18 protein-coding genes and 2 pseudogenes are annotated in these 24037 nt (G+C 70.3%); 9 read left to right on the top strand and 11 right to left on the bottom strand.

Annotated features, from left to right (window positions below; genetic code table 11):
* Nucleotides 1-426: 426 nt before the first annotated feature.
* The 3 genes and pseudogenes from ACXJJ3_RS18510 to ACXJJ3_RS18500 form a co-directional block, all read right to left on the bottom strand.
* Nucleotides 427-1672 (bottom strand): annotated as a pseudogene (locus ACXJJ3_RS18510) (IS256 family transposase).
* Between the two features lie 362 nt (nucleotides 1673-2034).
* Complete coding sequence (locus ACXJJ3_RS18505) at nucleotides 2035-3657, bottom strand: DUF222 domain-containing protein (protein WP_458171421.1); 1623 nt, start codon at nucleotides 3655-3657, stop codon at nucleotides 2035-2037.
* Between the two features lie 393 nt (nucleotides 3658-4050).
* Nucleotides 4051-4989, bottom strand: coding sequence for a fibronectin type III domain-containing protein (locus tag ACXJJ3_RS18500; RefSeq protein ID WP_458171908.1), 939 nt, complete (start codon nucleotides 4987-4989; stop codon nucleotides 4051-4053).
* Between ACXJJ3_RS18500 and ACXJJ3_RS18495 the strand changes: the two genes are divergently transcribed.
* Nucleotides 4886-5296, top strand: coding sequence for a pentapeptide repeat-containing protein (locus tag ACXJJ3_RS18495; protein WP_458171906.1), 411 nt, complete (start codon nucleotides 4886-4888; stop codon nucleotides 5294-5296). The genes ACXJJ3_RS18500 and ACXJJ3_RS18495 overlap by 104 nt on opposite strands.
* Before the next feature lie 1071 nt (nucleotides 5297-6367).
* Here ACXJJ3_RS18495 and ACXJJ3_RS18490 read toward each other — a convergent pair.
* Genes ACXJJ3_RS18490 through ACXJJ3_RS18480 form a run of 3 tightly spaced genes read right to left on the bottom strand, consistent with a single transcriptional unit; the run spans nucleotide 6368 to nucleotide 8887 of the window.
* Nucleotides 6368-7708 carry a serine/threonine protein kinase gene (locus tag ACXJJ3_RS18490; protein ID WP_458171420.1) on the bottom strand — a complete coding sequence of 447 codons (1341 nt, stop codon included), beginning with the start codon at nucleotides 7706-7708 and terminating at the stop codon, nucleotides 6368-6370.
* A 4-nt stretch (nucleotides 7709-7712) separates the two neighbouring features.
* Complete coding sequence (locus ACXJJ3_RS18485; RefSeq protein WP_458171419.1) at nucleotides 7713-8279, bottom strand: hypothetical protein; 567 nt, start codon at nucleotides 8277-8279, stop codon at nucleotides 7713-7715.
* Complete coding sequence (locus tag ACXJJ3_RS18480; RefSeq protein ID WP_458171417.1) at nucleotides 8276-8887, bottom strand: hypothetical protein; 612 nt, start codon at nucleotides 8885-8887, stop codon at nucleotides 8276-8278. Before ACXJJ3_RS18480 ends, ACXJJ3_RS18485 begins: the two co-directional genes overlap by 4 nt.
* Before the next feature lie 121 nt (nucleotides 8888-9008).
* Here ACXJJ3_RS18480 and eccD point away from each other — a divergent pair, with 121 nt between their 5' ends.
* Both eccD and eccB read left to right on the top strand, forming a co-directional pair.
* The gene (eccD, locus tag ACXJJ3_RS18475; protein ID WP_458171416.1) at nucleotides 9009-10391 is read left to right on the top strand and encodes a type VII secretion integral membrane protein EccD; all 1383 of its coding nucleotides are present in this window, start codon (nucleotides 9009-9011) and stop codon (nucleotides 10389-10391) included.
* Between the two features lies 1 nt (nucleotide 10392).
* Nucleotides 10393-11817: a type VII secretion protein EccB gene (eccB, locus tag ACXJJ3_RS18470; protein WP_458171415.1), complete on the top strand. Its 1425-nt coding sequence runs from the start codon at nucleotides 10393-10395 to the stop codon at nucleotides 11815-11817.
* A gap of 47 nt (nucleotides 11818-11864) precedes the next feature.
* On the opposite strand, the gene ACXJJ3_RS18465 is transcribed toward eccB, so the two are convergent.
* From ACXJJ3_RS18465 to eccCa, 3 genes are read right to left on the bottom strand one after another with little or no spacing between them, the layout of a single operon-like run.
* Entirely contained in the window at nucleotides 11865-13424 is a 1560-nt protein-coding gene (locus tag ACXJJ3_RS18465; protein WP_458171414.1) for a hypothetical protein, read from the bottom strand.
* 1 nt (nucleotide 13425) lies between these two features.
* Entirely contained in the window at nucleotides 13426-13821 is a 396-nt protein-coding gene (locus ACXJJ3_RS18460; RefSeq protein ID WP_458171413.1) for a hypothetical protein, read from the bottom strand.
* A 22-nt stretch (nucleotides 13822-13843) separates the two neighbouring features.
* Nucleotides 13844-17779: a type VII secretion protein EccCa gene (gene eccCa, locus ACXJJ3_RS18455; protein WP_458171412.1), complete on the bottom strand. Its 3936-nt coding sequence runs from the start codon at nucleotides 17777-17779 to the stop codon at nucleotides 13844-13846.
* Between the two features lie 152 nt (nucleotides 17780-17931).
* Here eccCa and ACXJJ3_RS18450 point away from each other — a divergent pair, with 152 nt between their 5' ends.
* Together ACXJJ3_RS18450 and ACXJJ3_RS18445 are read left to right on the top strand one after the other, a co-directional pair.
* On the top strand, nucleotides 17932-18252 hold the full coding sequence (locus tag ACXJJ3_RS18450; protein ID WP_458171411.1) for a hypothetical protein: 321 nt from the start codon (nucleotides 17932-17934) through the stop codon (nucleotides 18250-18252).
* Nucleotides 18253-18281: 29 nt separating this feature from the next.
* Nucleotides 18282-18587, top strand: coding sequence for a hypothetical protein (locus ACXJJ3_RS18445; protein ID WP_458171410.1), 306 nt, complete (start codon nucleotides 18282-18284; stop codon nucleotides 18585-18587).
* A gap of 46 nt (nucleotides 18588-18633) precedes the next feature.
* Here the strand turns inward: ACXJJ3_RS18445 and mycP are convergent, their stop codons facing one another.
* Entirely contained in the window at nucleotides 18634-19902 is a 1269-nt protein-coding gene (mycP, locus tag ACXJJ3_RS18440; protein WP_458171409.1) for a type VII secretion-associated serine protease mycosin, read from the bottom strand.
* Nucleotides 19903-20022: 120 nt separating this feature from the next.
* On the opposite strand from mycP, the gene ACXJJ3_RS18435 reads away from it, so the two are divergent.
* The 3 genes and pseudogenes from ACXJJ3_RS18435 to ACXJJ3_RS18425 all read left to right on the top strand — a co-directional run.
* Entirely contained in the window at nucleotides 20023-20385 is a 363-nt protein-coding gene (locus ACXJJ3_RS18435) for a YbaB/EbfC family nucleoid-associated protein (protein ID WP_458171407.1), read from the top strand.
* The gene (locus tag ACXJJ3_RS18430) at nucleotides 20382-20735 is read left to right on the top strand and encodes a hypothetical protein (RefSeq protein ID WP_458171405.1); all 354 of its coding nucleotides are present in this window, start codon (nucleotides 20382-20384) and stop codon (nucleotides 20733-20735) included. Before ACXJJ3_RS18435 ends, ACXJJ3_RS18430 begins: the two co-directional genes overlap by 4 nt.
* A pseudogene (locus tag ACXJJ3_RS18425) lies at nucleotides 20732-21112 on the top strand (WXG100-like domain-containing protein); the annotation flags it as partial. The gene ACXJJ3_RS18430 and the pseudogene ACXJJ3_RS18425, both read left to right, overlap by 4 nt.
* Nucleotides 21113-22242: 1130 nt before the next feature.
* On the opposite strand, the gene ACXJJ3_RS18420 reads toward ACXJJ3_RS18425, so the two are convergent.
* Nucleotides 22243-22533 (bottom strand): hypothetical protein, encoded by a 291-nt coding sequence (locus tag ACXJJ3_RS18420; protein WP_458172034.1) that lies wholly within the window; start codon nucleotides 22531-22533, stop codon nucleotides 22243-22245.
* Nucleotides 22534-23240: 707 nt separating this feature from the next.
* On the opposite strand from ACXJJ3_RS18420, the gene ACXJJ3_RS18415 reads away from it, so the two are divergent.
* On the top strand, nucleotides 23241-23507 hold the full coding sequence (locus ACXJJ3_RS18415; RefSeq protein ID WP_458172032.1) for a hypothetical protein: 267 nt from the start codon (nucleotides 23241-23243) through the stop codon (nucleotides 23505-23507).
* Nucleotides 23508-24037: the final 530 nt, after the last annotated feature.

The following is a 24037-nucleotide window of genomic DNA, read 5'->3' as shown; positions in this document are numbered from 1 at the left end:
GCGAACCACGCGTGCGACTGCCAGGCACCAGGCGCCAGCCCGAACCCGGCATCATCAGCCCGGGACTCCCGAGCGTGTACTGCGCTGAGCGTGGCGCCGGAGCTGTCCCGTCGCCCCGTCGCGCAGGTATCCGTCGCGGAGCGGTCGGCGACAGGTGCTCACCACATGTGCAGGACGAACCGCCACCTGCCAGCGCGTCCCACGCGGATGCTGTTCGAGCCCCTGGCGGTAGGTACAGCCCCCACAGTCGTGTCGTGCCAGCGAGCACGCACCAGCCGCCGGCCGCACACGTGCTTGCGACCGCCACCAGCGCTGCTCGGGGTGTAGGTGCTTGCGGCTGGCGGATGTGCTGCTCGGGGTGTAGGTGCTTGCGCGGGTCAAGTCCTGTGGGGTGGTGTACGACGTTTGGTGATTCTCGTTGTCTGGTTAGGCGCTGATCGCGCCGGTGGTGGCGTTCTCCTCGGTGTTGGTGATGAGGGTGAGCCGGCTGCGGTGGAGTGCGTCGAGGCCGAGGTAGCGGCGGCCGTCGGCCCATTCGTCGTGTTGTTCGGCCAGGACGGCGCCGACGAGCCGGATGATCGAGGGCCGGTCGGGGAAGATGCCGACGACGTCGGTGCGGCGGCGGATTTCGCGGTTGAGGCGTTCGTTGGGGTTGTTCGACCAGATCTGCCGCCACACGTCCTTGGGGAACGTCGTGAACGCGAGGATCTCGTCCCGGGCCGCGTCGAGGTGCGCATGTACGTCGGGCAGGGTCTGCTCGACCTGGTCGAGGAGTTTGTCGTACTGCGTGTGCACGGCTGCGGCGTCGATCTGGTCGAACACCGAGTCATTGAGGGTGCAGCATCGCCTTCACCCCGCCCCAGGCGTGTTTGGGACAGGTGGCCATCAGGTTGGCGGTGTAGTGGGTGCGGCAGCGTTGCCAGGACGCGCCGGGCAGGTTGGCGCCGATCGCGTCGACCAGCCCGGCGTGCGCGTCGCTGGTGACGAGTGCGACACCGTTGAGGCCGCGGGCGACCAGGTCCTTGAAGAAGCTGTTCCAGCCGGCCCCGGACTCCGCGGTGGAGGTGGCGACGCCGAGGATCTCGCGGAACCCGTCGACGTTCACGCCGGTGGCGACCATGACCGCGATCTTGATCACCCGCCCACCCTCGCGGACCTTCATCGTCAACGCGTCAGCGGCCAGGAACGTGTACGGGCCCTCGTCCAGCGGCCGTTCCCGGAAGTCGCGGACCAGCTCGTCGAGATCCCGGGCCATCACCGACACCTGCGACCGCGAGAGCCCGGTGACGCCCAGCGACTGCACCAGCCGGTCCATCCGCCGCGTCGACACCCCGAGCAGGTAGCACGTCGCCACTACGCTCGTGAGCGCCGCCTCCGCCCGCCGGCGCCGCTCGAGCAACCAGTCCGGAAAGTACGAACCTTCGCGCAGCTTGGGCACCGCGACGTCCAGGGTGCCGACCCGGGTGTCGAGCTCGCGGTGGCGGTACCCGTTGCGGGAGTTCACCCGGCCCGGATCACGCGTCCCGAACGCGGCACCGCACACGCTGTCGGCATCCGCGGACAGCAACGTGTTGATGAACCCTTCCATCAGTTCCCGGAGCAGATCCGGGCTGGCCTGCTCGAGGTGCTCGTGCAGGAACTCGGCAGGGTCGATACTGGGTGATGCGGTCATCGCTGTGAACTTTCTCTTCGAGTGGGTTGTGAGAGATTCCTCGAAGAATCACGCGGTGACCGCACCCACGTCCACGCCCGGGCCAGCCACCACGCCGTACACCACTCTGCTGGACGCAACTCTTGCGCGCGGGCCAGGCTCTGCCCGGCCCGCGTTCTGCCCGGGTGCCGCTGGCCGCGATGCGCCGCGTGGTGTGTCCTGAATGGCATGCCGGTTGTGGGAGTACGCCGCGCGCAGAGCGCGGCGCCGCTGGTCTTCTCGTGCGGCTCGGCGGCGTGTTTCAGCTGACAGAGTTGGCGTGCGGGCGTACGGCGGTGCTGACCGCGGGCGAGGTGCTGCGCAGGCGCCTGCGATCGCTGCGGTCAGAGGGTGGCGAACGGCGGTGGTCCGGCACGGGGCTCTGATCGGCGTGGTGATGTGGTGTCGCCCCAGACCGCGAAGCGGGCTGCCTCGGCGAGGGTGGCTTCGTCGGCTTTCCACCGGCTTGGTCGTACTCCCCTCGTACGAGCTGCAGGCGCATCCGTCCCCGCCCACGGGTCGACCCAGTCGTTCTGCGGCCCGGCGGTCTGAGCCGCAGCCAGGTCGGATCGCGGACGAGCGCGATCCGACGCGGACCGTGGTGAAGTGTCGGCCGGCGCGGGCGGTGGTGAATCGCTGCCTGGGGTGGGGCGCGGTGGAGCGTGATCCAGGGTTGGATGTGGTGGCGTGTCGGCTGGGGTGAGGTGTGGGGGTTTGGGGTCTGGTGGTTGGGGTTCTGGGGGAATGTTGGCTTGTGGCTGGGTGGGGTTGGGGGTGGGAGGCGAGGGGGTGGCCCACGGTGGGCGGGCTACGTGGGGGTGGCCGTTGGTGATGGTGATTAGCCAGCGGCCGGCGTGGAGGTCTACGTGGTGGCGACGGCACAGCAATGCCAGGTTGTCGATGGCGGTGGGGCCGCCGTCGAGCCAGGAGGTTAGGTGGTGGGCGTCGCACATGACGGGTGGGGCGGCGCAGACTACGCAGCCGTGGTCGCGGGCGATCAGGGCGTGGCGCATTGCGCGGGTGACTAGGCGTTCGCGGCGGCCGACGTCCAGGGGTTCGGAATTGGAGCCGAGGACGAGCGGGATGACGTTGGCGTCGCAGGCCAGGCGGCGGATGGTGGCGGCGGAGAGGTCGTCGCCGTAGGTGGTTTGGCCGGTGGCGTTTGCGGTGGCCGACTTCAGGTCGTCGAGGTCGATGGTGACGGTGATGTTGGCTTTCGCGCCGTGGCTGACGGTGTCTGTGTCCCAGGCGTTCGAGGCGACCGTTAGTGCTGTGGTGAGGGCGTCGGCCTGGCGTTTGTCGCGGGCGCGCGGGTCGTGTTCGCCGTCCACGGTCCTGTGGGGGCGGGCGCCGGTGTGGATGACGGCGCGCAACAGTTCGGCGTTTTCGTTGGCTAGGTAGCCGCGGAACTTTACGCCGTTCTCCGCAGTGGTGAGAGTGAGGGACTCGCGCTCGTACGCCTTCTGTTCTTCGGGTTCGGGGCCGTCGGAGTCCAGGAGGTTGCAGAGTTGTTTGGCGGCGGTGCGGAGTTCCTTGGGGGTGAGGTGGGTCGCGAGGCTGACCAGTTGCTGTTCGGCGACGTCCAGGTCTTCTACTGGGACCCGGGTACGGACGCGTTCTAGTTCGGTGATGATCGCGGACGCGTGGGCGGTTTGCAGGAGGCGGGTGCCGTCGGGTGCGTCGATTCCCTCGGCGAGGGTTGTGGCGACGGCGCCGTACCTGGGGAGGGCGCGGGCCAGGCGGACGTCGCGCCAGGCTTCGGGGCGGTCTCGGCGGTGGCGGAGGGTGAGGAGTTCGACGGTGTCGCGGGCGCCTAGTTCTTGGGGGAGGCCGGACTCTTCGGCGCGGGAGATGAGCTGGAGGCGGAGGGCTTGGAGGCGGGTGATCTCGGCGTCGACCTGGTCGAGGGCGGGCAGCACCTCGTGGTTGCCTAGAGCAACCACTGAGCGTCCGCCGAGAATGTCCATGCACAAACTCTAGCCACCGCCTCCGACAGTTTTCAAAGCTGGATCCCCTTATTTTCAAGGAGATTAGTTATCCACAGATTTGGCCTGTTCCTCAGGGTTGAGCGGCTTCGTGTGGAGCTGGTTCGAGTGCTCCGTGGGTCAGCTTTGATCGGTGTTCGGTGGTGACCGGCGTGAGCCCGTCCTCGCAGCAGAGTCCGGCGCTGCTGTCGTGACCTGCTTCTGCTCGCGACGCCCCGAGTTGCCCGGGCGCTCGAACGACCAGGTGTCGCCGGGCGTCACGCGGTAGGTCAGCTGGCCGGACGAGAGCCGTGCGGCACGGCGGAGGGCCTCCGCGTTGCCGGCGGCGTGGTCGATCGTCGTGCGATCGAGCGGCGGTGGGTTGAGGGGGCACCTCTAGCCCGACTTCCAGAAGAACTTGTTGGAGGTGTAGGTCTTGCCGGCGCCTTGGACGGTGACCCACGTGAGTTGGCCTACGGCGCTGCAGGGGAACTGGTCGGGGACGAGGAGTTGGCCCTGCGCGTCGGTCTTGGTGCTGTAGCCGGGGTTGAAGTTGCCCCAGTCGGAGGTGTACGGCTTGATGTCGTACGTCGTGTTCGGGGTGAGGTTCTCGATCCGGACCTGGACGTAGGCGCATTCGGGGTGCTGGCAGTCGGTGCCGTACGTCGTGCCGTTGCCGCGGGAAGCGACTACGCGTTGGGTCGGGGTGTCCTTGCCGATCGATGCCGCGGACAGGCTGGTGAACTTGCCGATCACCTCCTGGCCGTCCGGCGCCTTGGTGATCGCGCGGACGTAGAACGTGGAGGCCTTGCCGTCGGTGAGGCCCGTGATCGTGGCCTCGGTGGTGGTTGTCCGCGCGCGGACCGGGGCGGTGCGGGAGCCGATCGAGACCTCGTACCGCAGGAAGGTGCCGTCGCCCATCGTCGGGGCCATCCAGCCGAGGGTCAGCGCGCCGGTGGTGCCGTCCTTCGAGACGAGCAGTTCGCGGGGCGACTCGGCGGGGGTCCATTTCAGCTCGACCTGGTTGGACTTGACGGCAGGGCCCGCGCCGACGCTGTTGGCCGCGGTGATCGTGAAGGTGTACGGCGTTTTGGTTTTGAGGGTCGGGATCAGGACCGAGCGGGTTGTGCCCTTGGTGGTTGTGGATCCGCCGGTCCAGGTCAGGCGGTACGCCGTGATGGTCGCGCCGTGGGCGGCTGCCGCGCCCCAGGTGACGACTGCGCCGCCGTCGATGATGCGTGCGGTGACGTTGAGGGGTGCGCCGGGGCGGGTGGCGCGCGCCGGTGGTTTGGGCGGTGTCGTGCGTTTCGGGGGTGTGGTGCGTTTGGGCGGAATAGTGGGTTCGGGCGGGGTTGTGCGCTTGGGCGGGGTCGTCGGTTTGGGCGGTGTCGTGCGTCGGGGCGGCGTGGTGCGTTTGGGTGGGGTTGTCTTCGGGGGCGTGGTCTTCGGCGGGGTTCGCTTCGGAGGAGGTGTGGTCTTAGGCGGAGTGATCTTCGGAGGAGGCGTGAGCTTTGGGGGCGTAACAGTCGGTTTGTCGCCTTGGCCGACGTCCACCGGTTCGGCCCGCCCGTCGTGGTCCACGACGACGACCCGGTCGCCGGTCCCGTTCTCGACGTACACACGGGAGTCGTCGCCGCGGTAGAGGTTCGCTTCGGGCGCGGCCGGGCGGCTCGGGAGCTTGGTGGGGTCGCCGACCTGGCGGCCGTCGCGGTCGAGCGTGAGCAGGCTGGAGTTCTTCCGGTCGAGGAGCGCGAGACCGTCGCCGGAGGAGGCGACCTTGTCGTAGCTGCCCTGCGGGATCGGCGTACTGGTCGGCTTGTCCGCGTGCGCCAGGTCGACCAGGTGCAGCCGATGGTGGTTGCGGTCGACGATCGCGACCCGCCCGGCGACGTCGTTCCCGGCGACCAGCGCGTCGTCCGGTACGTCGAGGTTCCCGAGGTCGGCCCTGTCGTCCATCCCGTCGCCGCTCAGCGAGTACACCTTGCCCGCGGTCAGGTCGACGAACACCGCGCCGGTCCCGACCGCGGTCAGCCCGCCCTTGTGGCCCTTCGGCGCGGTCGCCGGGCAGGTCATCCGGTCCGCGGACAGCGGCAGCCGGCACAGGTCGCCCTGACCGGTCCGGTGTACCCACAGCGTGCCGTCGGACGTCACGACCGGATCGTCGAGCGGCCCGCCCGGGAGCGCGATCGTCTCCTTGTCGCCGAACCGGATCACCCGCCCGGCCTGCCGGTACACGGCGAACGCCGCGCCGGACGTCTCGAGGCCGACCGGCTGTTCGTTCGCGGCCGGCGGGGTGACCGGGTCGAGCACGGTCAGGTCGGACTTGCCGAACTGGTCGATCCGGTTCCGCGACAGCACGTACCCCTGCTTGTCGGTCTGTACGACCTGCGCGCCGGGCTGCGGGTTCCGGGTGGCGGTCTCGGCGTCCACCCGGCCGGTCGAGCCGTCCAGGTGGAAAATCTTCCCGACGACGCTGTTGTAGACCCAGTGCCCGGACTGCGTGAACTGGACGCCGTTGTCCGGCGAACCAGCTCCGGTGAGTACGACCACGCTCAGCAGCGCGACACAGCCGGCCACCACGGCGGCGAGCGTGGCCTCGGACCGGCCACGCCCACGGAGCGCCTCGGTGAGCCGCCGGGGGCGGAACGGGATCGGCTTCACCGGACAAGGTTAAGTGAGCCCGGTCCAGAACCGGTCTACTCCGTGTCCAGGTTCATTTCGCGCAGGTGGCGCCCCGGATCGGCGTCGGCGCGCTCTCGAAGACCTGCGAGCCGTCGGTGCCCTGGATCAGGAAGCAGTACTTGAGCCCGCTGCTGACCTGTACGGTCATCGACGTCAGGTGCCCGCGCGGCGTGGTCCGGGACTCGGCGACGCCCTGTTCCGCGACGATGACGGCGTACGTCAGCGTCTTCGGGTACGACCAGGTCAGGACCACCGACGTACCGTTGTCCACCGGCGGGTTCAGCTTGATCGCGGCCTGCTCGACCAGGGTCGGGCTCGGCGTACTGACCGTCACCGGCGGCGCCGGGGTCCGGTCCGCGGCGTCGTCGTTGCCCGGCCGGATCACCACGGGTACGACGGCGACCAGCGCGATCGCGGCGCCCGCGCCGAACAGCAACGGCTTGCGGGACTTCCCGGCAGGCTTGGCCTTCCGTACTTTCGGCTTCCGCGCCTTCGGCGCCTCGACCACCGCGAGCGGCGCGCTCCGCCCGGCAGCGAGCTCGTCCCGGAAGTCGTCGAAGTCGAGGTCGTCCTCCACCGGCGCCCCGGCCAGCAAGGCCTCGAACTCGCGGACCAGCTCCGCCGCCTCCGGCCGCGCGGCTGGTTCCTTCGCGAGCATCCGCTGCAGCAGCCCCGACAACGCCGGCGGCACGTCCCGGCCCGTCACCTCCGCGGGCGGCTCCCGAAGCACCCGCAGTACGACGCCGTCCGGCGGCTCACCGGTCCGCGCCGGGAACGGTGGCCGCCCGGTCAACGCCAGATACAGTACGGCGCCCAGCCCGTACACGTCGGCCGCCTCGGACAGCTCGCCGTCCCGCAGTACCTCGGGCGCCGTGTACGCCGCGTCGCCCATCAGATCGCGCGGGAACCGCAGCCGCAGCGCCATCCCGAAGTCGGCCAGCGCGGGCTGCCCGCTGGACCGTTCGAGCACGTTGGCCGGCGTGACCCCGCCGTGCACCAGCCCGAGGTCGTGCGCCTCGGCGAGCACCGAGCTGAGGATCTGCCCGAGCACGATCACGTCGCCGATCGGCAGCGGCCCGTTCGCGACCAGGTCGGTCAGCGACTGCGGGCAGAACTCCATCCGTAGCCCGGTCCGCCCGTCCGGCAGGTCGTCGAGCGACTCGACCCGGACGATCGACGGCGCGGACCGCATCCCGGCCAGCTTGGACTGCTCGACCTCGATGCCGTTGTACGTGCGCCGGTCGAGCGGCTGCGGGTACACCTTCAACGCCGCGGTCCGCCCGCCCGGGGACACGACCAGGTACAGCGTGGCCACCGGCCCGGTGGCCCGCGGCACCAGCGTGTCGGGCGAGATCTCGGCCATCAGCGTCATCTTGTCACCCCGCCACGTCGAGGTACGCGCAACCGCGTGCCACCAGGAATCGCAGGTCCCCGAGGATCTCGGCCAGCGCCGCCTCCGGATCCGGCCGCGCCGACGGCTCCGCCGACACCGTCGCCCGGACCTCGCAGCTGTGCCACACCGTCGGCGCTACCGACCCCCACTGCCACAACTCGTAGCTCTCCGGATCGAGTACGGCCGCCGTGCCGAGTCCGGGGATCCCGATCGCGTGCCCCTCCAGGCGATCCGGCGTGTTCCCGAGCCCGACGAACATGACGTCCATCCGGTACCGGCGCGCGAACTCCCGGGCGTCCGTGACGACCGCGAGCAGTCCCGCGTCGGCGAGCCGTTCGACGTACGCCGCCGGCTCCTCGACGCCGGACTTCTCCGCGTGCACGAGCAGGTCGTCAACGGTCCACGCGCCCTTGCCCACCTCGGGTACGCCATGCGCGAGGACCCAGATCGCGAACGCGTCCGCGTCCAGCCGGTGCTGGCTCCAGCCGACCCGGACGACCTGCTCGTCGTCGCGGATCCCGTGGTAGTGGCCGATCGGGAACACGATCATCGGAGCCTCCGCCGGTCGAAGTACGCCGCCCGGACGCAGAGCAGCCCGTGCACCTGCCCGAGTACGCCGGCCAGCACCTGCCGCGGATCCGTCTCCGCGGCCGTCGTGACACCGGCCTGTACGGCGACCTTCGCGGCATCGTGGCATCCGCTCCACAGCTCCGGCGCGAGCTGCGACCACATCAGGACGTCGTACACGGCTGCAGAGACCTGAGCGACCGGCTGGTTCAGCAACCCGACGGTCTGCATCCACGGCTGCTCCGGGTCCGGCCCGAGTCCTTGGAGCAACGGGAACAGCTGATGCCGTTCGGCGAACTCGACCGCGCCGTCGCCGTCCGGGTCGACCGCCATCAGCAGCCCGTCCCGCAGGAACCGTTCGACGACCTGGCCGGCATCCAGCCCGAGCTTCGCCGCCCGGTCCGTCAGCGACGACCGCGTCGGATGGTCCTGGTCGTCGACCCCGTGCGCCAGCAGCCAGACCGCGAACTCCTGGTCCGGCAGCTCGGCCACCTCGACGCCCACCCGCACCTGCTGCCGCCGCTCGTCGGGCCCGGAGTACACGACACCCAGGTCGTGCCCCACGGGGATCAGCAGCTCCCGATCACTCACGGTTCCTCCACATCGGCCGGTACGCACAGCACGCTAAGGCGCTCCGAAGTACTCCGGTCCGCGACGGCAGGAACCTGTCGCGGGCGCGCACGGCGGGCCGCTCGCGGAGACCCTGAGCAGCATGAACATCACAGGTCTGGTCCGGGTGACAGTCGCGGCGCCGCAGCGCCGACTCGACCTGGCGCTGCCGGAACAAGCAGCCATCGCCGAGGTCCTCCCCGGCCTGCTCACCAAGGCCGGCGAACACCTCGCCGACCAAGGCGCACCGGACGGCGGCTGGGTACTACGCCGCGCCGACGGCACCGAGCTGAACCTCGGCCGCACCCTCGGCTCGCACCGGATCCGCGACGGCGAGATCCTGCACCTGGTGTCCCGCGGCCTCGACTGGCCGGAGCTCGAGTACGACGACCTGGTCGACGCGGTTGCCTCCGGCGCCGGCAAGCTCGGCGTACCGTGGTCCGCCCGGCACACCCGGATCGCGGGCCTCACCGGTGCGGCGCTCGCCGTACTCGTCGTGATGGCCGTCGTACTGCGGCGGGGCGCGCCGTGGGCCGATGCCGCGACCTGGCTGCTGCTCATGTCCGCGCTGCTGGTCGCCGCCGGCGTCACACTCGCCCGTGTCGTCGGGGATTCCGGCGCGGGCGCACTGCTCGGCGGGCTCGCGTTGCCGTTCGCGGGCGCCGGCGGCGGGCTGTTGCTCGCCGGTACGGCGACCTGGCCGGCGATCGGTGCGCCGCAGGTACTGGCGTCCGGGATGGCGCTGCTGCTCGCCGGGGTCGCGTGCTACCTGGGGATCGTGGACAGCGGCACGTTGTTCGCGGCCGCGATGGCCACCGGGCTCCTCGAGCTGATCGCCGGCTGGATCGGTACGGCGGACTCGCTCGACGGCCCGGACGTCGCCGCGATCGTCGGCGCCGCGGCGTTCGCGTTCTCGCCGTTGCTCGGCCCGTTGGCGTTGCGGATCGGCCGGCTGCCGATGCCGATCCTGCCGCGTACCACCGCCGACCTGGTCCGCGACGACCCGCAACCGCCCCGGCGGCACGTGTACGGCGCGGTCGTCCGCGCCGACGGTCTGCTCACCGGGATGCTGGCCGGCGTCGCGATCACCGTCTCGGTGTGCCTCGTACTGCTGACCACGGACCGCAGTACGTCGGCCACGGTGCTGACCGGGCTGATCACGCTCGGGTGTTTGCTCCGGGCAAGGGTCTACCCGATCGTGAAACATCGCCTGCTGCTGCTCGGTACGGCGCTGACGGGGATCGCCTGCCTGGTCCTCGGCCCGTTGAGCGCAGCAACGAATGGCCAGGTGTCGTTGGTGGTGCCCATGATGGTGCTGTTCGCGGCGCTGACGATCTTCTGCGGCCTGCGGTACAGCGCCCAACTCCCGAGCCCGTATCTGAGCCGGTACGCCGAGATCCTCGAAGTACTGGTCACGCTGGCGCTGATCCCGCTCGCCTGCTCGGTGCTCGGCCTGTATGCCGTCGTCCGGGGCTGGGGAGGCTGAGATGGCGACCAGGAAGGACCAGCTGCAGTCGCATCAGTTCTCCGTCCAGCGGATGGTGTCCGCGCTCGTCACCCGCGAGACCGATCCGGAGCAGCCGCCGTTCAAACGCGCCACCTCGGCGGCGTTCGGCTCGGTCGCGATCATGGTCGTGGCGCTGGCCGTCGTCGGCGTGTACGGGATGGTCGTCCCGGGTGGCAACAAGTCCTGGAGCAAGGGCGACAGCGTGATCGTCGAGAAGGAGACCGGCACCCGGTTCGTGTACCTCGACGGGCACCTGCATCCGGTCACGAACTACGTCTCCGCACTCCTTGCCCTCGGCAAGAAGGGTGAGACCCGGCGGGTGTCCCAACGATCGCTGAACGGCGTCCCGCGCGGCCCGCGGATCGGCATCCCGGACGCGCCCGACGCGTTGCCACCGGCAAACAAGCTGCTGACCGGCGGCTGGTCGCTGTGCTCGCAGCCGGCCATCGACCCGAGCGGCGCACACACCAGCGAGTCCGTGCTGATGGTCGGTCAGCAACCGGCCGGCGGTACCGCGATGGCGGACACCGCGATGCTCGTCGAGGTGATCGAGACCGGTGACCAGTACCTGATCAGCAAGGGCTACCGGCACCGGATCACCAAGTCCGACACGGTCACGGTCGGCCTGGCGCTGGCGTCCGAGCCGTGGGCGCGGGTCGGTGCGGCCTTCGTCGCGGCGCTGCCGGACGGCCAGCCGATCGCGCCGATCAAGCTCGCGGGCATCGGCCTGCCGTCCACCGCCGTACCGGATCGGCCGAAGACGCTGATCGGCCAGCTGTTCGTGGTCCGGACGTCGGGCGGCGGCGCGCAGCACTACATCGCCACCAAGAACACGCTGCTGCCGATCTCGGACCTGCAGTTCGACATCCAGCGTGCGTACCGGCCGATGCAGGCGGCGTACGGCGGGAAGGCGCCGACCGCGATCGAGCTGAGCCTGCTGTCCGTGGGCCAGTCCGCGCAGCCGCCGAACACGGCCGAGGAGGGCCGTGCGCCGCGGAGCCGGCCGACGTTCGTGGCGCCGCGGGACGGGCTCGGGACGGTCTGCGCGACGTTTGCGCCGGGCGCCGAACTGCCCACGGTCGCGATCGACCCGGCGATGCCCGCGCGCGACGTGATGACCGAGACCGTCAAACGCGGCAAGGCCGGTACGGCGCTCGCGGACCGGATCGTCGTCACGCCCGGTACCGCCGCGGTCGTCGAGGCGCGCCAGTCCGACCAGGCGCCGTCCGGGACCGTCGTACTGGTCACCGACCTCGGCCGGGCGTACTCGCTGTCGGACCCGAAGGTGTTGTCGGCGCTGGGGTACGACAACGTGGACCCGGTGCCGATCCCGGCCGCGCTGATCGCCCGCGTGCCGCAAGGTCCCGCGCTCAACCCGACGGCCGCGCTGCGACCCACCAACTGAGAGAAGGGCCCGGCTCGTCACGAGCCGGGCCCTTCCGTTGTTGCGGATCAGTTCGCGTAGTGGCGCTGCGGTGCGGTGTCGGTGTCCTCGACCTTCCAGAGGTCCTCGTCGAGGAGCTGGAGGGTCTCGACCGGCGCCTTCTCCTGCCGGCGCCGAGTGTTCGCCGGTGCCACCGGGAACGCACCCGGCAGGTCCTTGCCGGCCTTCCCGCGCAGCCCGGTCGGTACGCCGGGGGTCTCCTCGCTCTGCCGGTCCCGCTTCCGGGCGGCCGGGCGGATCGTTCCCGCCGTACCGGACGTACTGCTGCGACCGCCACCGCCCATCCCGGCGGCACCTGCGCCCGGCGGCATCATCGGCGGTACGCCGCCACCGCCGCCCGCGCCGGAACCCGGCGTACCGGCGAGACCGCTGCCGGTCGGTGAACCGGGAGCCCGGCCGCCGGTCGGCGCTGACTGCGGGGTGAGCTGTTCGCCGGCGCGCGCGATCTGCTTGTCGCCGTTCAGGCCGACCACTCCGGCCTTCGGGAGGTCGGACTTCCCGTGCCCGATCCCACCGCCGACACCGCCACCGATCCCGCCACCCAGGCCGCCGCCGAGCCCACCACCGCCGATCCCGCGACCGCCGCCGACACCCGGCAGCGGCAGGCCGCCGACCGGGAGACTGGCGGCCGGAGTGGTCGGCGTCATCGGAACGTTCGGCGGCGCGAACTGCTCCAGCGACGGCGGCACCAACGGCGCCTTCGGCAACGTCGGCAACCCGGCGAGCCCGGTCCCAGGCACTTGGCTCCCCGGCACCTGGCTACCCGGCACGTCACTACCGGGAACCTGCCCCTGCTGATCCCCACCGCTCTGACCACCCTGCTGGTCACCCTGCTGCCCGGCCTGATCGCCACCCTGCTGATCCTGCCCGGCACCACCCTGCTGATCACCTTGCCCGCCCTGCTGACCGCCCTGGCCCCCACCCGGCGAACCACCCTGGTTCCCGGACCCGGCCGGCGTACCAGCAGGCAACGTGTTGCCGGCGCCAGGGCCCTTCCACTGCATGCTCTGAGCCGACCCGACGATCTGCGGCCCGACCCGCTCGTACTCCGCCGCCAACGCACTCAACTGCGCCCCGGCCTGGACCACCGTCGGACGGTTGATGTCCACGAACAGCTTCTCCAGCAGCTGCGCGCCGACGTCCTGGCTGAACGTCTCGACCGCCTTGTCCAGCGCCTCCTTGGCCGCCGCGGTCGCCGTGGCCACCTGCCCGATATAGGTCGCGAGCCCGGTCAGCATCACCGGGATCGACTCACCACCGCCGGCACCGCCGATGATCGCGGTCGCGGCGTTCGTCAGCGAGTTCGTCGACGCCTCGGCGGCGTCCTTGTAGACCGCGACCGGTGCCGGGCTCAGCCAGTTCGACATGAGCTTGTTGTTCGCCGCCCGGAAGGTCTGCGCCGTGTTGTTGAGCGTGTCGTACGACGCCTGCCACATCTCCGCGGCCTGCTGCAGCGACGGGCGCAGGCCCGCGTCGGCCTGGGCCTTCGCGGCGATGTCGTTCATCACCGCCTGCAGCTGTTCAACGGTCTGCGCCCCGATCGCGCCGGCTCCGTAGTCCGTCGGCATGTCAGTTCCCTCCGGCTGGGTGAACGGTGAAGGCCCGGTCGTTGGGGACCGCCCCGTCGTGCGGCCGGAGCAGGGTCTGCAGCCGGCTGCGGGTGAGATGGACCAGGCCGTGATGCTCGTTGGACAGCTGCTGGGCCGCGCCGTGGTAGCCCTCCAGACCGCCCGCGGTCTTGGTCATGAACTGCGCCAGCAGATCGTGTGCCTGCTGCTGTTGCTGCATGAACACCTGACTCTCGGCGGTCCCGCCGGCGGCGCCCGCGGCACCGGCCTTCGCGCCCGCGGACGCCAGGCCGTCGTGGAAGGTGCCGGCCACCGTTCCTAGTTCGGATGCGGATGTGTCGAGGGCGTCGACGTCCTGGACGTGGACGACGTCTCCGCCGCTGTTGTCGGCTGCCATGGATGATCCTCCTTCTGGATGGTCAGACGACCTGGCGATCGTCCGTCGGGGGGTTGGTGAGCTGGATCAGCTGGTTCGTGCCCTGGCGGCTGATCAGCCAGCCGCGGCCGGGTGGCATCGGCTGGGCGCGGACGCCGCCGAGCAGCGGGCCTTCCTCGCGGCTGCCGGACAGCAGCAGGCCGGGGGAGCCGACGTCCCGCATCCGGGCCAGCACCGGCTCGAACAGGCCGCGCATCGCGCCGCCGGTCCGGCGGGCGACGAAGATCCGCAGCCCGAGGTCGGACGCCTGCGGGATGAACGGCAGCAGCGGCATCAACGGGTGGTTCTCCGAGGACGCGACCATGTCGTAGTCGTCGATCAGGACGAAGATGTCCGGCCCGCTCCACCAGGACCGGTCCCGGAGCTGCTGCGGCGTCACGTCCGGACCTGGCACGCGTTCCTGCAGGATGTTCGCCAGCCCGGCGATCAGCTCGGCGCTCGCCTGGTGGTTCATGCCGTACCCGAGCAGGTGGTCGCTCTCGACGCCGCCGATCAGGCTGCGCCGGTGGTCGACGACGACGATCCGCGCCTCGTCCGGCGTATGCGTCTCCCGGATCCGCGAAGCCAGCGTCCGCAGGAAGCCGGACTTCCCGGAGCCGGTGTCGCCGAGCAGGATGAACGTCGGGTTCGCGATCGGGTCGAGCAGGACCGGCGCCAGCGTGCTCTCGGCGACACCGACCGCGAAGCCCTGCTCGCGCGAGCTCGCCCCGTCGACGGTCTCGTACGCGACGTCGCCGGGCAGCAGCCGGACCTGCGGTGCCTGCGCGCCCGGCCACGCCTCGTTGATCGTGGCAACCAGTTCGGCGAGCCCGGTGGCGACCCGTTCGGTACCGTCCTGCAGCCGCGGCGCCGCGATCAGGAAGTGGTGCTTGCCGGTCGTCATGCCGCGGCCGGGGGAGTGCTCGGGGACCAGGATCGCGCACCGTCGGTCGATCAGCGAGTCGATCGGGTCGCCCAGCCGGAGTTCGAGCTTGGTGCCGCACAGGTCGCGGATCTGGTTCCGTAGGTCGAACCAACGGGCAACGCTGATCACCAGGTGGACGCCGTACGCGAGACCGCGGGTCGCGATGTCGCCGAGCGCCTGCTCCAGGTCCTCGTAGTCGTTGCGGATCGTCTGCCAGCCGTCGACGACCAGGAACACGTCGCCGTACGGCGAATCGCCGGCCTCGCCCCGGCGGCGCCGCTCGCGGTACGTCTGCATGCTGTCGATCCCGGCCGCGGCGAAGGCCTTCTCGCGTTCGGCGATGATCCCGAGCAGCTCGATCACGGTACGCCGTACCGCGTTGGTGTCCTGGCGGCCCGCGATACCGCCGACGTGCGGCAGGTCGCGCAGCGCGGAGAGCACGCCGCCGCCGAAGTCGAAGCAGTAGAACTGCACCTCCTCGGGCGTGTGTGTGAGCGCCAGCCCGGTCAGGACAGCCGCCAGCGTGGTGCTCTTGCCGCTCTGCGGGGCGCCCGCGACCGCGACGTGACCGCCGCCCGCCGACAGGTCGAGCAACAGCGGATCGCGGCGCTGGTCAAGCGGCCGGTCCACGATCCCGGCGACCGTGGTCAGGCTGTGCGGGCGGACCAGATCGCCGGCGCTGCGCAGTACGTCGCCGAGTGCGGGCGGCTGGTCGAGCGGCGGCAGCCAGATCTGGTGCGCGGGCCGGCCCTTGCCGTCGAAGCGGTCGACGAGGATGTCCAGCAGCGTCTCGCCGACGGTCTCGTCGAACGCGCCGTCCGGATCCGGGTTCTCCTCTTCCTCCTCGGCGACCGCGGGCGCGACGTACCCGCTGGAGTAGTCGAGCAGCTCGATCGAGTTGTCCGGCGCCACCGGGAGACCGTTCGCCGACGGGCGCCGGTGGACGCCGGAGACGTACGCCGAACGGAACCGGTCCATCGGGTCCGTGCCGACCCGGAGGAACCCGTGACCCGGTGCCCTCGGCAACTGGAACGCGTCGTTCACGCCGAGCACGGTCCGGCTGTCGATATCGGAGAACGTCCGCAGCCCGATCCGGTACGACAGGTGCGTCTCGAGCCCGCGCAACCGGCCTTCCTCCAGGCGCTGGCTCGCAAGCAAAAGATGTACGCCGAGCGACCGCCCGACCCGCCCGATCTGGACGAACATGTCGATGAAGTCCGGCCGCGCGGTCAGCAGCTCGCTGAACTCGTCGCAGATCACGAGCAGCGTCGGCACCTCCTCCAGCGGAGCACCGGCGGCGCGGGCCTTCTCGTAGTCGCGCAGCGAGGAGAAGTTGCCTGCGGCCCGCAACAGCTCCTGGCGCCGGAGCAGCTCACCGTTGATCGCGTCCGTCATCCGGTCGACGAGATGCAGCTCCTCGGCAAGGTTCGTGATCACCGCGCTGGTGTGCGGGAGCTTGTCCAGCCGGGTGAACGTGGCGCCACCCTTAAAGTCGACGAGCGCGAAGTTCAGCGACCGCGGCGGATGTGTGATCGCCAGCGCGAGGACCAGCGTGCGGAGCAGTTCGCTCTTGCCGGAGCCGGTCGCGCCGATCAGCAGGCCGTGCGGGCCCATGCCCTCCTGCGCGGACTCCTTCAGGTCCAGCTCGATCGGCTGCCCGTCCGCGCGCAGCCCGAACTTCACCCGCAGCCGGTCCCGGCTCGGCCGCGGCAACCAGGTGTCGTTCGGGTCGAAGTCGTACGGGTCGCCGAGATCGAGCAACTCCGCCAGCCCGAGGTCCGCGCTCAGCGGCGCATCGCCCTGGGAACCGGCCGTCAACCGCAACGGCGCGAGCTGCCGGGCCAGACCCTCCAGCGTCGCGACGTCCAGCCCGTCGGCGAACCCCAGCCGCTCCTCGCCCTCCATCGTCTCCGCCGAGAGATTGCCGTCGGCATCGACGTCGAGGCTGATCGCGGTCGAGTCGATTGCCCGCGGCGGCGTCATCGTCAGGTCCAGCACCGTGACGCCTTCGAGTCCCGCCCCGACCAGAAGATGATCCGAGCCGTCGACCTCGCCGCCGTCCAGGATCACGACCAGGTGCGGCCCTGACACCCGCCCCGCGACGTCCGGGTCGAACCGCGGCCGGTTCGTCAGTACGTCGTCCAGCATCGCCTCGATCGCGGTCACCGACGGGGCGATCAGCCGCAGCGGACCGAGGGCGTCACCGCGCTCCGGATGCAGGGCGTGCGGCAACCACTTCGCCCAGTCCCACTCGTCGCGGTTCGACGTACAGACGGCGATCCGGAGGTTGTCGGGCGCCTGCAGCGTGACGAGTTGGGCGATCATCGCCCGGACCAGCGCGACGGAGCGGCCCCGGTCGCCGGGCAGGTAGATCCGCCCGAAGCCGGTCACCGCGATCGCCAACGGCAGCCCGGGCACAGCGGCGTACGTCGAGACGAAACGGCGCAACGCCAACGCGGACAGCGGCTCCAGGCGTTCGAGCGGCTGCGTGTCCGGCGGTACGACGGTGGTCGACGGGTGCTGCGGGCCGACGCCGATCCGGGTCGCGCCGAAGTCCGGGTCGTCCTGGCGGCGTTCCCAGAGGCGATAGCTGCCGGCCAACGCCCACAACGACTCCGGTTCCGGGTGCAGGTACGCGAGTGCATCGCGCTGCTGGCCGATCGACCGGCCCAGCCGAAGCCGCTGCTGGGCGAGATGCCGCAGGTACGTCCGGCGCGCCTGGCCCATCTCGGCCTTGCCGGCGCCGCTGCGACTGAGCACCGACATCAGGATCATGCCGACCATCGCGAGCCCGAACAGGCCGAAGATCACGTACCGCAGCCCGTTCACGATGCTGCTCGAGTACAGCAGCAGCATCGCGCCCATCATCGCGACCATGGGCAGCACCATCAACATCTGCGTCCACTGCCGGCCGCCCGGCTCCGGCACCTCGGGCGGTGCCTCCAGCAACAGTTCGCCGCTGGGGAGCTCCGGAGCGGGCCGTCGCATCGGCCGCCGGACCATCATCGTCGCCATCTCGCACCACCAACCCTTTCGGCTGTCCGCTGCGATCTTCACGCCGCCGGAGCGAGGCCGGAGCCGGATGGCAGGAAGGTGTCGCCGGGGCCGGGCGGCGGCGGCCGAAACCTAGCTTGTGGCTGACACATCCATGAAGGAAGGAGACAGTGATGTCCGGGATGTTCATCCAGGGTCTGACCGACCCGATGGCGCACCATGCCAACCAGACCGCGATGTTCGCCGACTCGGTCGGCGAGAAGATCGGCCGGTCCGAGTCGAACACCATGGACCTCTCGACGGCGTCGTTCCGTGGTGAGGCCTCGCAGGTGAACGTGCAGGGCCACGAGAACTGGCGGCAGGCGGCGCACCTGAAGGGCCAGACACAGGCCCAGATGCACTCCGACGGGGTCAGCCAGATCACCAACCACTACGGCCAGTTGAGCATGAACAACGTGCACTCGCTGACGACCGTCAACATGCCGACGGCCTGACGCGGCACGGGACAGAGAGGAACGCATCGATGGCTGAGATCTTCCAGCAGTTCGGCGGCATGATGGACGCCGCCCAGGGCTACAAGAACATCGGTCAGAACTACATGACCGATGCGACCGACCACCAGGGCGTCGCCGCGGCGCTGCAGCCCGAGAACGCCTGGGTGAGCCGGGACTTCGACGAGTACTTCGCCAACGTCACCAAGATGGTCAACGAGGCGCACGCCCACGGGACCGACCTGATGAACCGCGGCAGCGTCGTCGACCAGTGCGCGGCGGACGGCCAGTCGACGCTGGCCACCACCTCCGCGATCGCCGCCAGCCTGCGGGTCTGACGGGCAGCACCACGAGAAGCCCCGGCCGCCGGCGGCCGGGGCTTCTTCAGCGCGTGAAGAGGAAGTCCGGCGGGAGATCCGGCGCGGGCCTCGGGGACGACGAGGTCTTCGAGCGCGCGGCCGCCCAGCGGCGGCGGTGGCCGGTGACGACCAGCCAGCTGAGCAACAGGATCGTGGTCATCGCGCCGGCGGCGAGCATCGCGACGGTCCGAGCCTCCAGGCCGCGGGCGCGCCACCAGGCGGCGATCGCGAGCTGCTGCTGGTCGGGCGGTACGACGTGAGCCGCGGGCAGGGCGCGGCCGGCACCCGCCATTGCTTCCGTCACCGCGCGGTACGGATCGACGATGCCGGCGCCGTACTCCATGCTGTCCCGGCCACCGCGGGCCGGAGTCGCCGTCGCCAGCAGGCGTTGCGCGACCTGGGCGGCGGTCAGCTTCGGCCACGCGGCGCGGACCAGGGCCGCCGTACCGGACACGAACGGGGCGGCGAAGCTGGTGCCGTCGTCGTAGGCGTGACCGGCGACGCGGGTGGTGCTGAGGACGCCGGCGCCGGGCGCGACCAGGTCGACGTACGGGCCGACCTGCGAGGCGTTCAGGCGGGCGCCGGTGTTGTCGATCGCGCCGACGCCGATCACGCCCGGGTACGACGCCGGGTACGACGGGAGCTGTCCGTCGTCGAGGCCCTGACGGTTGCCCACGGCAGCGACCACGACGACGTCCTTGCGGACCGCGTACGCGATCGCCTGCCGGACGGGCTTCTGGTCCTGGTCGCCGGACACCGACAGGTTGATCACCCGCGCGCCGGCGTCCACGGCGTACCGGATGCCCTTGGCAAGGATCAGCGGGTCGATCAGCTCGGTGTTGCCGTTGTTGTCGGCCTCGCGTTCGCTGACCCGGACCGGGAGGATCTTGGCGCCCGGCGCGACGCCCTGGAAGCCGATCCCGGGCTTGCCGTCGGCGGCGATGATGCCGGCCACGCCCGTACCGTGCGAGACGCAGTCGTAGTTGCCGGGGAGTTTGCCGACCAGGTAGAAGTCGCGACCTGGGAGGACTTTCCCGGGGCGATGCAGCTGCGGGTGGTCGGCATCCACGCCGGAGTCGATCACCGCGACCGTGACGCCGCTGCCGTTGCTGAACGGCCAGGAGCGCTGCGGCATCAGCAGCTGCTGCGCCCACGGCAGCAGGTGGACGACGGGGTGCGCCGGCTCCGGGTTCTGGCAGGCGCCCTTCGGCGGCGCCGCGAGTGCGGGCTGGGCGCCGAGGCCCAGTAAAAGGGCGCCGGCCGCGAGTACGGCCCCGATCCGTCTGGTCTTCACGGGTACGAGCCTGCGGTCGCGGACCGGCGTACAGCCGCCGATGGCCGGAAGAGGTCAACCGGGTCCGGGCCTGCTCGGGGCGCCGGAAACTGCAATCAGGTTCCGGCTGAGGGAGGCACGATGAGCTCGCGTGACAACGACCGCGTCGGCGACGAGGCACGCCTCGGACAGCTCGAGGAACTGAACCGCGAGGCCCTGCGGATCCGCGCCGCGGTCGCCGACACCACCGGTACGGCGGAGTCGCCGGACGGCCTGATCGAGGCGACAGTCGGCGTGTACGGCGAACTCGTCGAGCTCGACCTCGACCCGCGGATCTTCCGCCGCCAGGACGCGACCGCGCTCGCGGAACAGATCCGCGCGACGGTGAACTCGGCGTACCAGGAGGCGCAGGACAAGGTACGCCGGGAACTCGTCGGCGCCGGTCCGGAGGCCGAGGGGCTGGCGTTCGGCCCGCTCCTGAACAAGCTGGAGGCAGCGCGATGAGCGAGGCACCGCACCCGATCAGCACCGGCGCGACCGGCGACATCGACATGTACCCGGCGGAGGCGAACGCGGCCGTCAGCGGGATCGCCGACGCCGGCAAGATCATCGGCGCCGCCTGGGCCGCCGCCGCACCCGCGCTCGCCGCCGACGAGGCCAAGGTCGGGACCGGGATGGACGACCTGAGTGCTGCGTTCCGGCAGCAGTACAACGCCGCCAAGCCCCAGTTGGAAAAGGTCGCGGAGGGCGCGCAAGGCAACTTCCAGGCAATGGGGGCCAACGGCAACAAGATCGTGATGCACTACATGGAGCTGACCCACCAGCAGACCGACCGGTTGCGCAGGCTCGAGTGATTCCCGAGCCCACCGGCCCGCTGTGGGACTGGCTGCAGAAGTTCAGTGACACGAACATCTGGCCGCGGACCGACGAGGACGCGGCCCGGCGGATGGGCGACAACTGGCACCGCCTCGACGTCGCGATGCGCGACACGATCACCGCGGCGTCCGGCCAGAACAACCAGCTGCCCGGCGTGTGGAAGGACGCCACCGGCCTGCTGTACCACCAGAACATCGCCCGCAACCTCGGCGCCGACGGATACGCCTCGGCGGCCGACTCGTTCGGCCAGGTCGCGCAGATGTGCTGGAACCTGGCGCAGACCGTCGCACAGATCAAGGACCAGATCTACTCCGAACTCATCATGAACGCGGTCTTCTTCGCGGCGACCTTCGCGCTGCCGCCCGGGGCCGGCGACTTGATCCGCTGGCAGCTGGCGAGAATGCTGGTGCAGCGGTTCGCGGCCTTGATCCGCAGTGCCGCCGGCCTGATGGGACACGGCGCCGAAATCGCCGGTTCCACCGCGCTGCGACGCCTCGGCGGCGAACTGATGAAGGAGTTCGTCGACGAAAGCGTGACCGAGGTCATCGGCCAGCAACTCGACATCCAACGCGGCTACCGCCCCGACGGCATGAACTGGGGCCAGGTCCTGGTCGCCGGCGGCGCCGGGATCATGGGCGAACCCCTGGGCCGCAAACTCAGCCCCCTCGGCCGCCTCGGCTCGGCCCCCGCCGGCCGCGCCGCCGACCTCCTCCGAATCCGCGGCCGCGGCAAAGACCTCCTCGAACACAGCGGTCACGCCTTCGTCGTCAACGGCATCTCGTCCCCCATCACCAGCAGCGCCGCCCAATCCATCGCCGACGGCAACTGGCAACAGCTGGTCAACCCCGCCGAATACGCCCACGCCATAGTCACCGGCGGCTTCAACGCCGGCGTACTCGGCGCCGGCCGAATAGCCGCCGTCCACACCGGCGACATAGCCGGCCAATCCACCCGAGACTGGTCCCGAGAAATCCGAGGCCTCCCGCCCTACACCCCCGACCCACCCCACACACCCCCCACCAACCCAACCCCCACCCCAGACCCATCGACCACAGGCACCCCAGGCGCAGGTACGTCGACTGCTGGAACATCTGGTTCAGGAGCTGCAACCTCAAGCGGTACGAGCACGGGTGGTGCTGTCACCAGCTCAACCGCCCACAACACATCCCCCTCCCACAACACCACCTCCGAATCCCACCAACCCCAACGCACAACCCAACCCGAAGACCACCAAAACCCCGCCGATCAAGAGACCCCCAACCACCAACAAGCGCCGGACGAACAACCGTCCGCCCACCAGCAAGCCTCCGACGCCCAACAGACCCCCGGCGCGGATCCCGCCTCAACCAACACCCTCCAACCAACAACCGCCGCCCCAACACCCACACACGCCTCCACCGCCCAACCAGCGACCGCCCAACCACCCGCCACCCAGTTCGCCACAGCCCAACCCACGGCCACCCAAACCCCCACCCAGAGCACACCTCAGCAGCCTGCCTCCACAACAACCTCACCAACCACGACCAACCCCACCAACAGCTCACCCACCACGAACGCCACCCCAACCGCGAACACCACAACAAACACCGCCACGACCCCCACCACGAGCACGACGGCGAACACCACCGGGAACGCGACGGTCGACGGTGCCTCGAACAACGGCAGACCAGCACCGCGCGCGGCGGACACCTCGGGTGACCAAGGACCCGCCGTGACAGGTGATCCGGCCACCACCCCCACGCCCGACGCCGCCCCCAACGTCGCCGCAACTCCCACCGAAACCACCTCCCCCACTGCGACGGCGTACGCACCAACAGCCGCACCAGTCCCCGTCCCCGCACCCACGACGCCCGCCGAAGCACCCGCACCCCGTCCCACCCGCACCCGATCAGTCGCCCCGTCGACAACACCCCACGAGCTGGCACCGGCGGCACAGCACGAACCCGCACCGACCTCACCAGACGAGCAGACCCCGGCGTCACAGCACGACCCGTCGCGAACGTCACCCATCGACGCGACACCGACCACCCCCCAAGAGAGAGCACCGGCCACACCCCACGAGGCGACCACCGCCCAGCACGCCCACACCCTGTACTCGCGAGGCTCCGAGCGTTCCAACCAGGACGTGGTCGACAACGGTGGCGGCCTGGACCGCACGGCCGAGACGATCGCCGAAGCCGCCGCGGCAGCCGGCATCGATCTCACCGAAATCGAGGTCGTCGTAGTCACAGAGTCCGACGAGATCCGCTACCTCGACTGCCAAGGCGCCTGCGCCTGCACCCCCGCCGAGCTCGGCGGCGCACAGATCCGCCTGGGCCCAGCAGCCTTCGCCGATCGTGAGACGCTGGTAGCGACCTTGGCCCACGAGAAGACGCACACGGACCAGCTCCGCTCCGGCGCCGACGTCGACACCGAAAACCTCAAGCACCTCGAAGACGAGGCCTACGCGAGCGAAGCACCCGCACTGGAAAGGTTGAGAGCGCATGACCGCGATCAAGTTCACGATCGAGTCGACGTTCGACCTGGCGAGCCGGGGCAGCCTACTGGTCCCGGGCGAACTGCAGAGCGGCACGATCCAGACCGGAACGATCCTGCAGATCGAAGGCACAACCCAGACAATCCAGGTCCAGGGCATAGAACTCCACTCTTTCGAAGGAACCAGCCCGGAGACTCGCAAGGTAACCCTGATCCTGAACCGCAAGCACGCCCAACTCCTGCAACCGGGAACAGTACTGGTCACCCCAACCTGACCCCGTCCACCTGGGGCCGCAACGAGCTCTTCGTCAACGAGCACGGCGACCAGGTACTCCGAATCCGCGAAGTCCACCCCCAACCGAACGCAACCCAGCACCCCGGCCCACGCCTACAGGGAAGGGTCCCCGGCTGGTCCCTCTTCCAGAACGGCGCGGTACTGCCCGCCGACGCCCACGTCCCCTGGCACGCCTTCCTGCGGCTGGAAGACGCAATCGAACACGCCGTACGCCGAGGCCTGGAAGTCGACCTGACCTTCACAACCAACCCCACCACAAAGTTGCTAGAGGCAACCGCTCAAGTCCACGATCCCACCACCGGCGAATCAGTAACCCACCGCCAAGCCCCCATCCCCACCCTCGCAACCCACCTACGCCCATCCGTAGCCCGCACCCCCACCCACCAATCCACTCAACCAAACCCCACCCCCACCACACGCCCAACACCCACCACGCACGCGACTCCCACCACGCACGGGACCCCCGCCGCACACCCGAACTCAGCCACACACCCGGCCTCCGAGCGGACG

The sequence above is a fragment of the Kribbella sp. WER1 genome (assembly GCF_054189145.1).
Note: the sequence above shows the minus strand (reverse complement) of the source record. Positions and strands in the feature narration are given on the sequence as shown.

What these genes read in the sequence shown, in the direction of transcription:
- ACXJJ3_RS18505 (WP_458171421.1), bottom strand. Translation starts at nt 3,657, where the DNA reads ATGGACATTCTCGGCGGACGCTCAGTGGTTGCTCTAGGCAACCACGAG.
- ACXJJ3_RS18495 (WP_458171906.1), top strand. Translation starts at nt 4,886, where the DNA reads ATGATGCGTGCGGTGACGTTGAGGGGTGCGCCGGGGCGGGTGGCGCGC.
- ACXJJ3_RS18490 (WP_458171420.1), bottom strand. Translation starts at nt 7,708, where the DNA reads ATGACGCTGATGGCCGAGATCTCGCCCGACACGCTGGTGCCGCGGGCC.
- ACXJJ3_RS18485 (WP_458171419.1), bottom strand. Translation starts at nt 8,279, where the DNA reads ATGATCGTGTTCCCGATCGGCCACTACCACGGGATCCGCGACGACGAG.
- eccD (WP_458171416.1), top strand. Translation starts at nt 9,009, where the DNA reads ATGAACATCACAGGTCTGGTCCGGGTGACAGTCGCGGCGCCGCAGCGC.
- eccB (WP_458171415.1), top strand. Translation starts at nt 10,393, where the DNA reads ATGGCGACCAGGAAGGACCAGCTGCAGTCGCATCAGTTCTCCGTCCAG.
- ACXJJ3_RS18465 (WP_458171414.1), bottom strand. Translation starts at nt 13,424, where the DNA reads ATGCCGACGGACTACGGAGCCGGCGCGATCGGGGCGCAGACCGTTGAA.
- ACXJJ3_RS18460 (WP_458171413.1), bottom strand. Translation starts at nt 13,821, where the DNA reads ATGGCAGCCGACAACAGCGGCGGAGACGTCGTCCACGTCCAGGACGTC.
- eccCa (WP_458171412.1), bottom strand. Translation starts at nt 17,779, where the DNA reads ATGGCGACGATGATGGTCCGGCGGCCGATGCGACGGCCCGCTCCGGAG.
- ACXJJ3_RS18450 (WP_458171411.1), top strand. Translation starts at nt 17,932, where the DNA reads ATGTCCGGGATGTTCATCCAGGGTCTGACCGACCCGATGGCGCACCAT.
- ACXJJ3_RS18445 (WP_458171410.1), top strand. Translation starts at nt 18,282, where the DNA reads ATGGCTGAGATCTTCCAGCAGTTCGGCGGCATGATGGACGCCGCCCAG.
- ACXJJ3_RS18435 (WP_458171407.1), top strand. Translation starts at nt 20,023, where the DNA reads ATGAGCTCGCGTGACAACGACCGCGTCGGCGACGAGGCACGCCTCGGA.
- ACXJJ3_RS18430 (WP_458171405.1), top strand. Translation starts at nt 20,382, where the DNA reads ATGAGCGAGGCACCGCACCCGATCAGCACCGGCGCGACCGGCGACATC.
- ACXJJ3_RS18415 (WP_458172032.1), top strand. Translation starts at nt 23,241, where the DNA reads ATGACCGCGATCAAGTTCACGATCGAGTCGACGTTCGACCTGGCGAGC.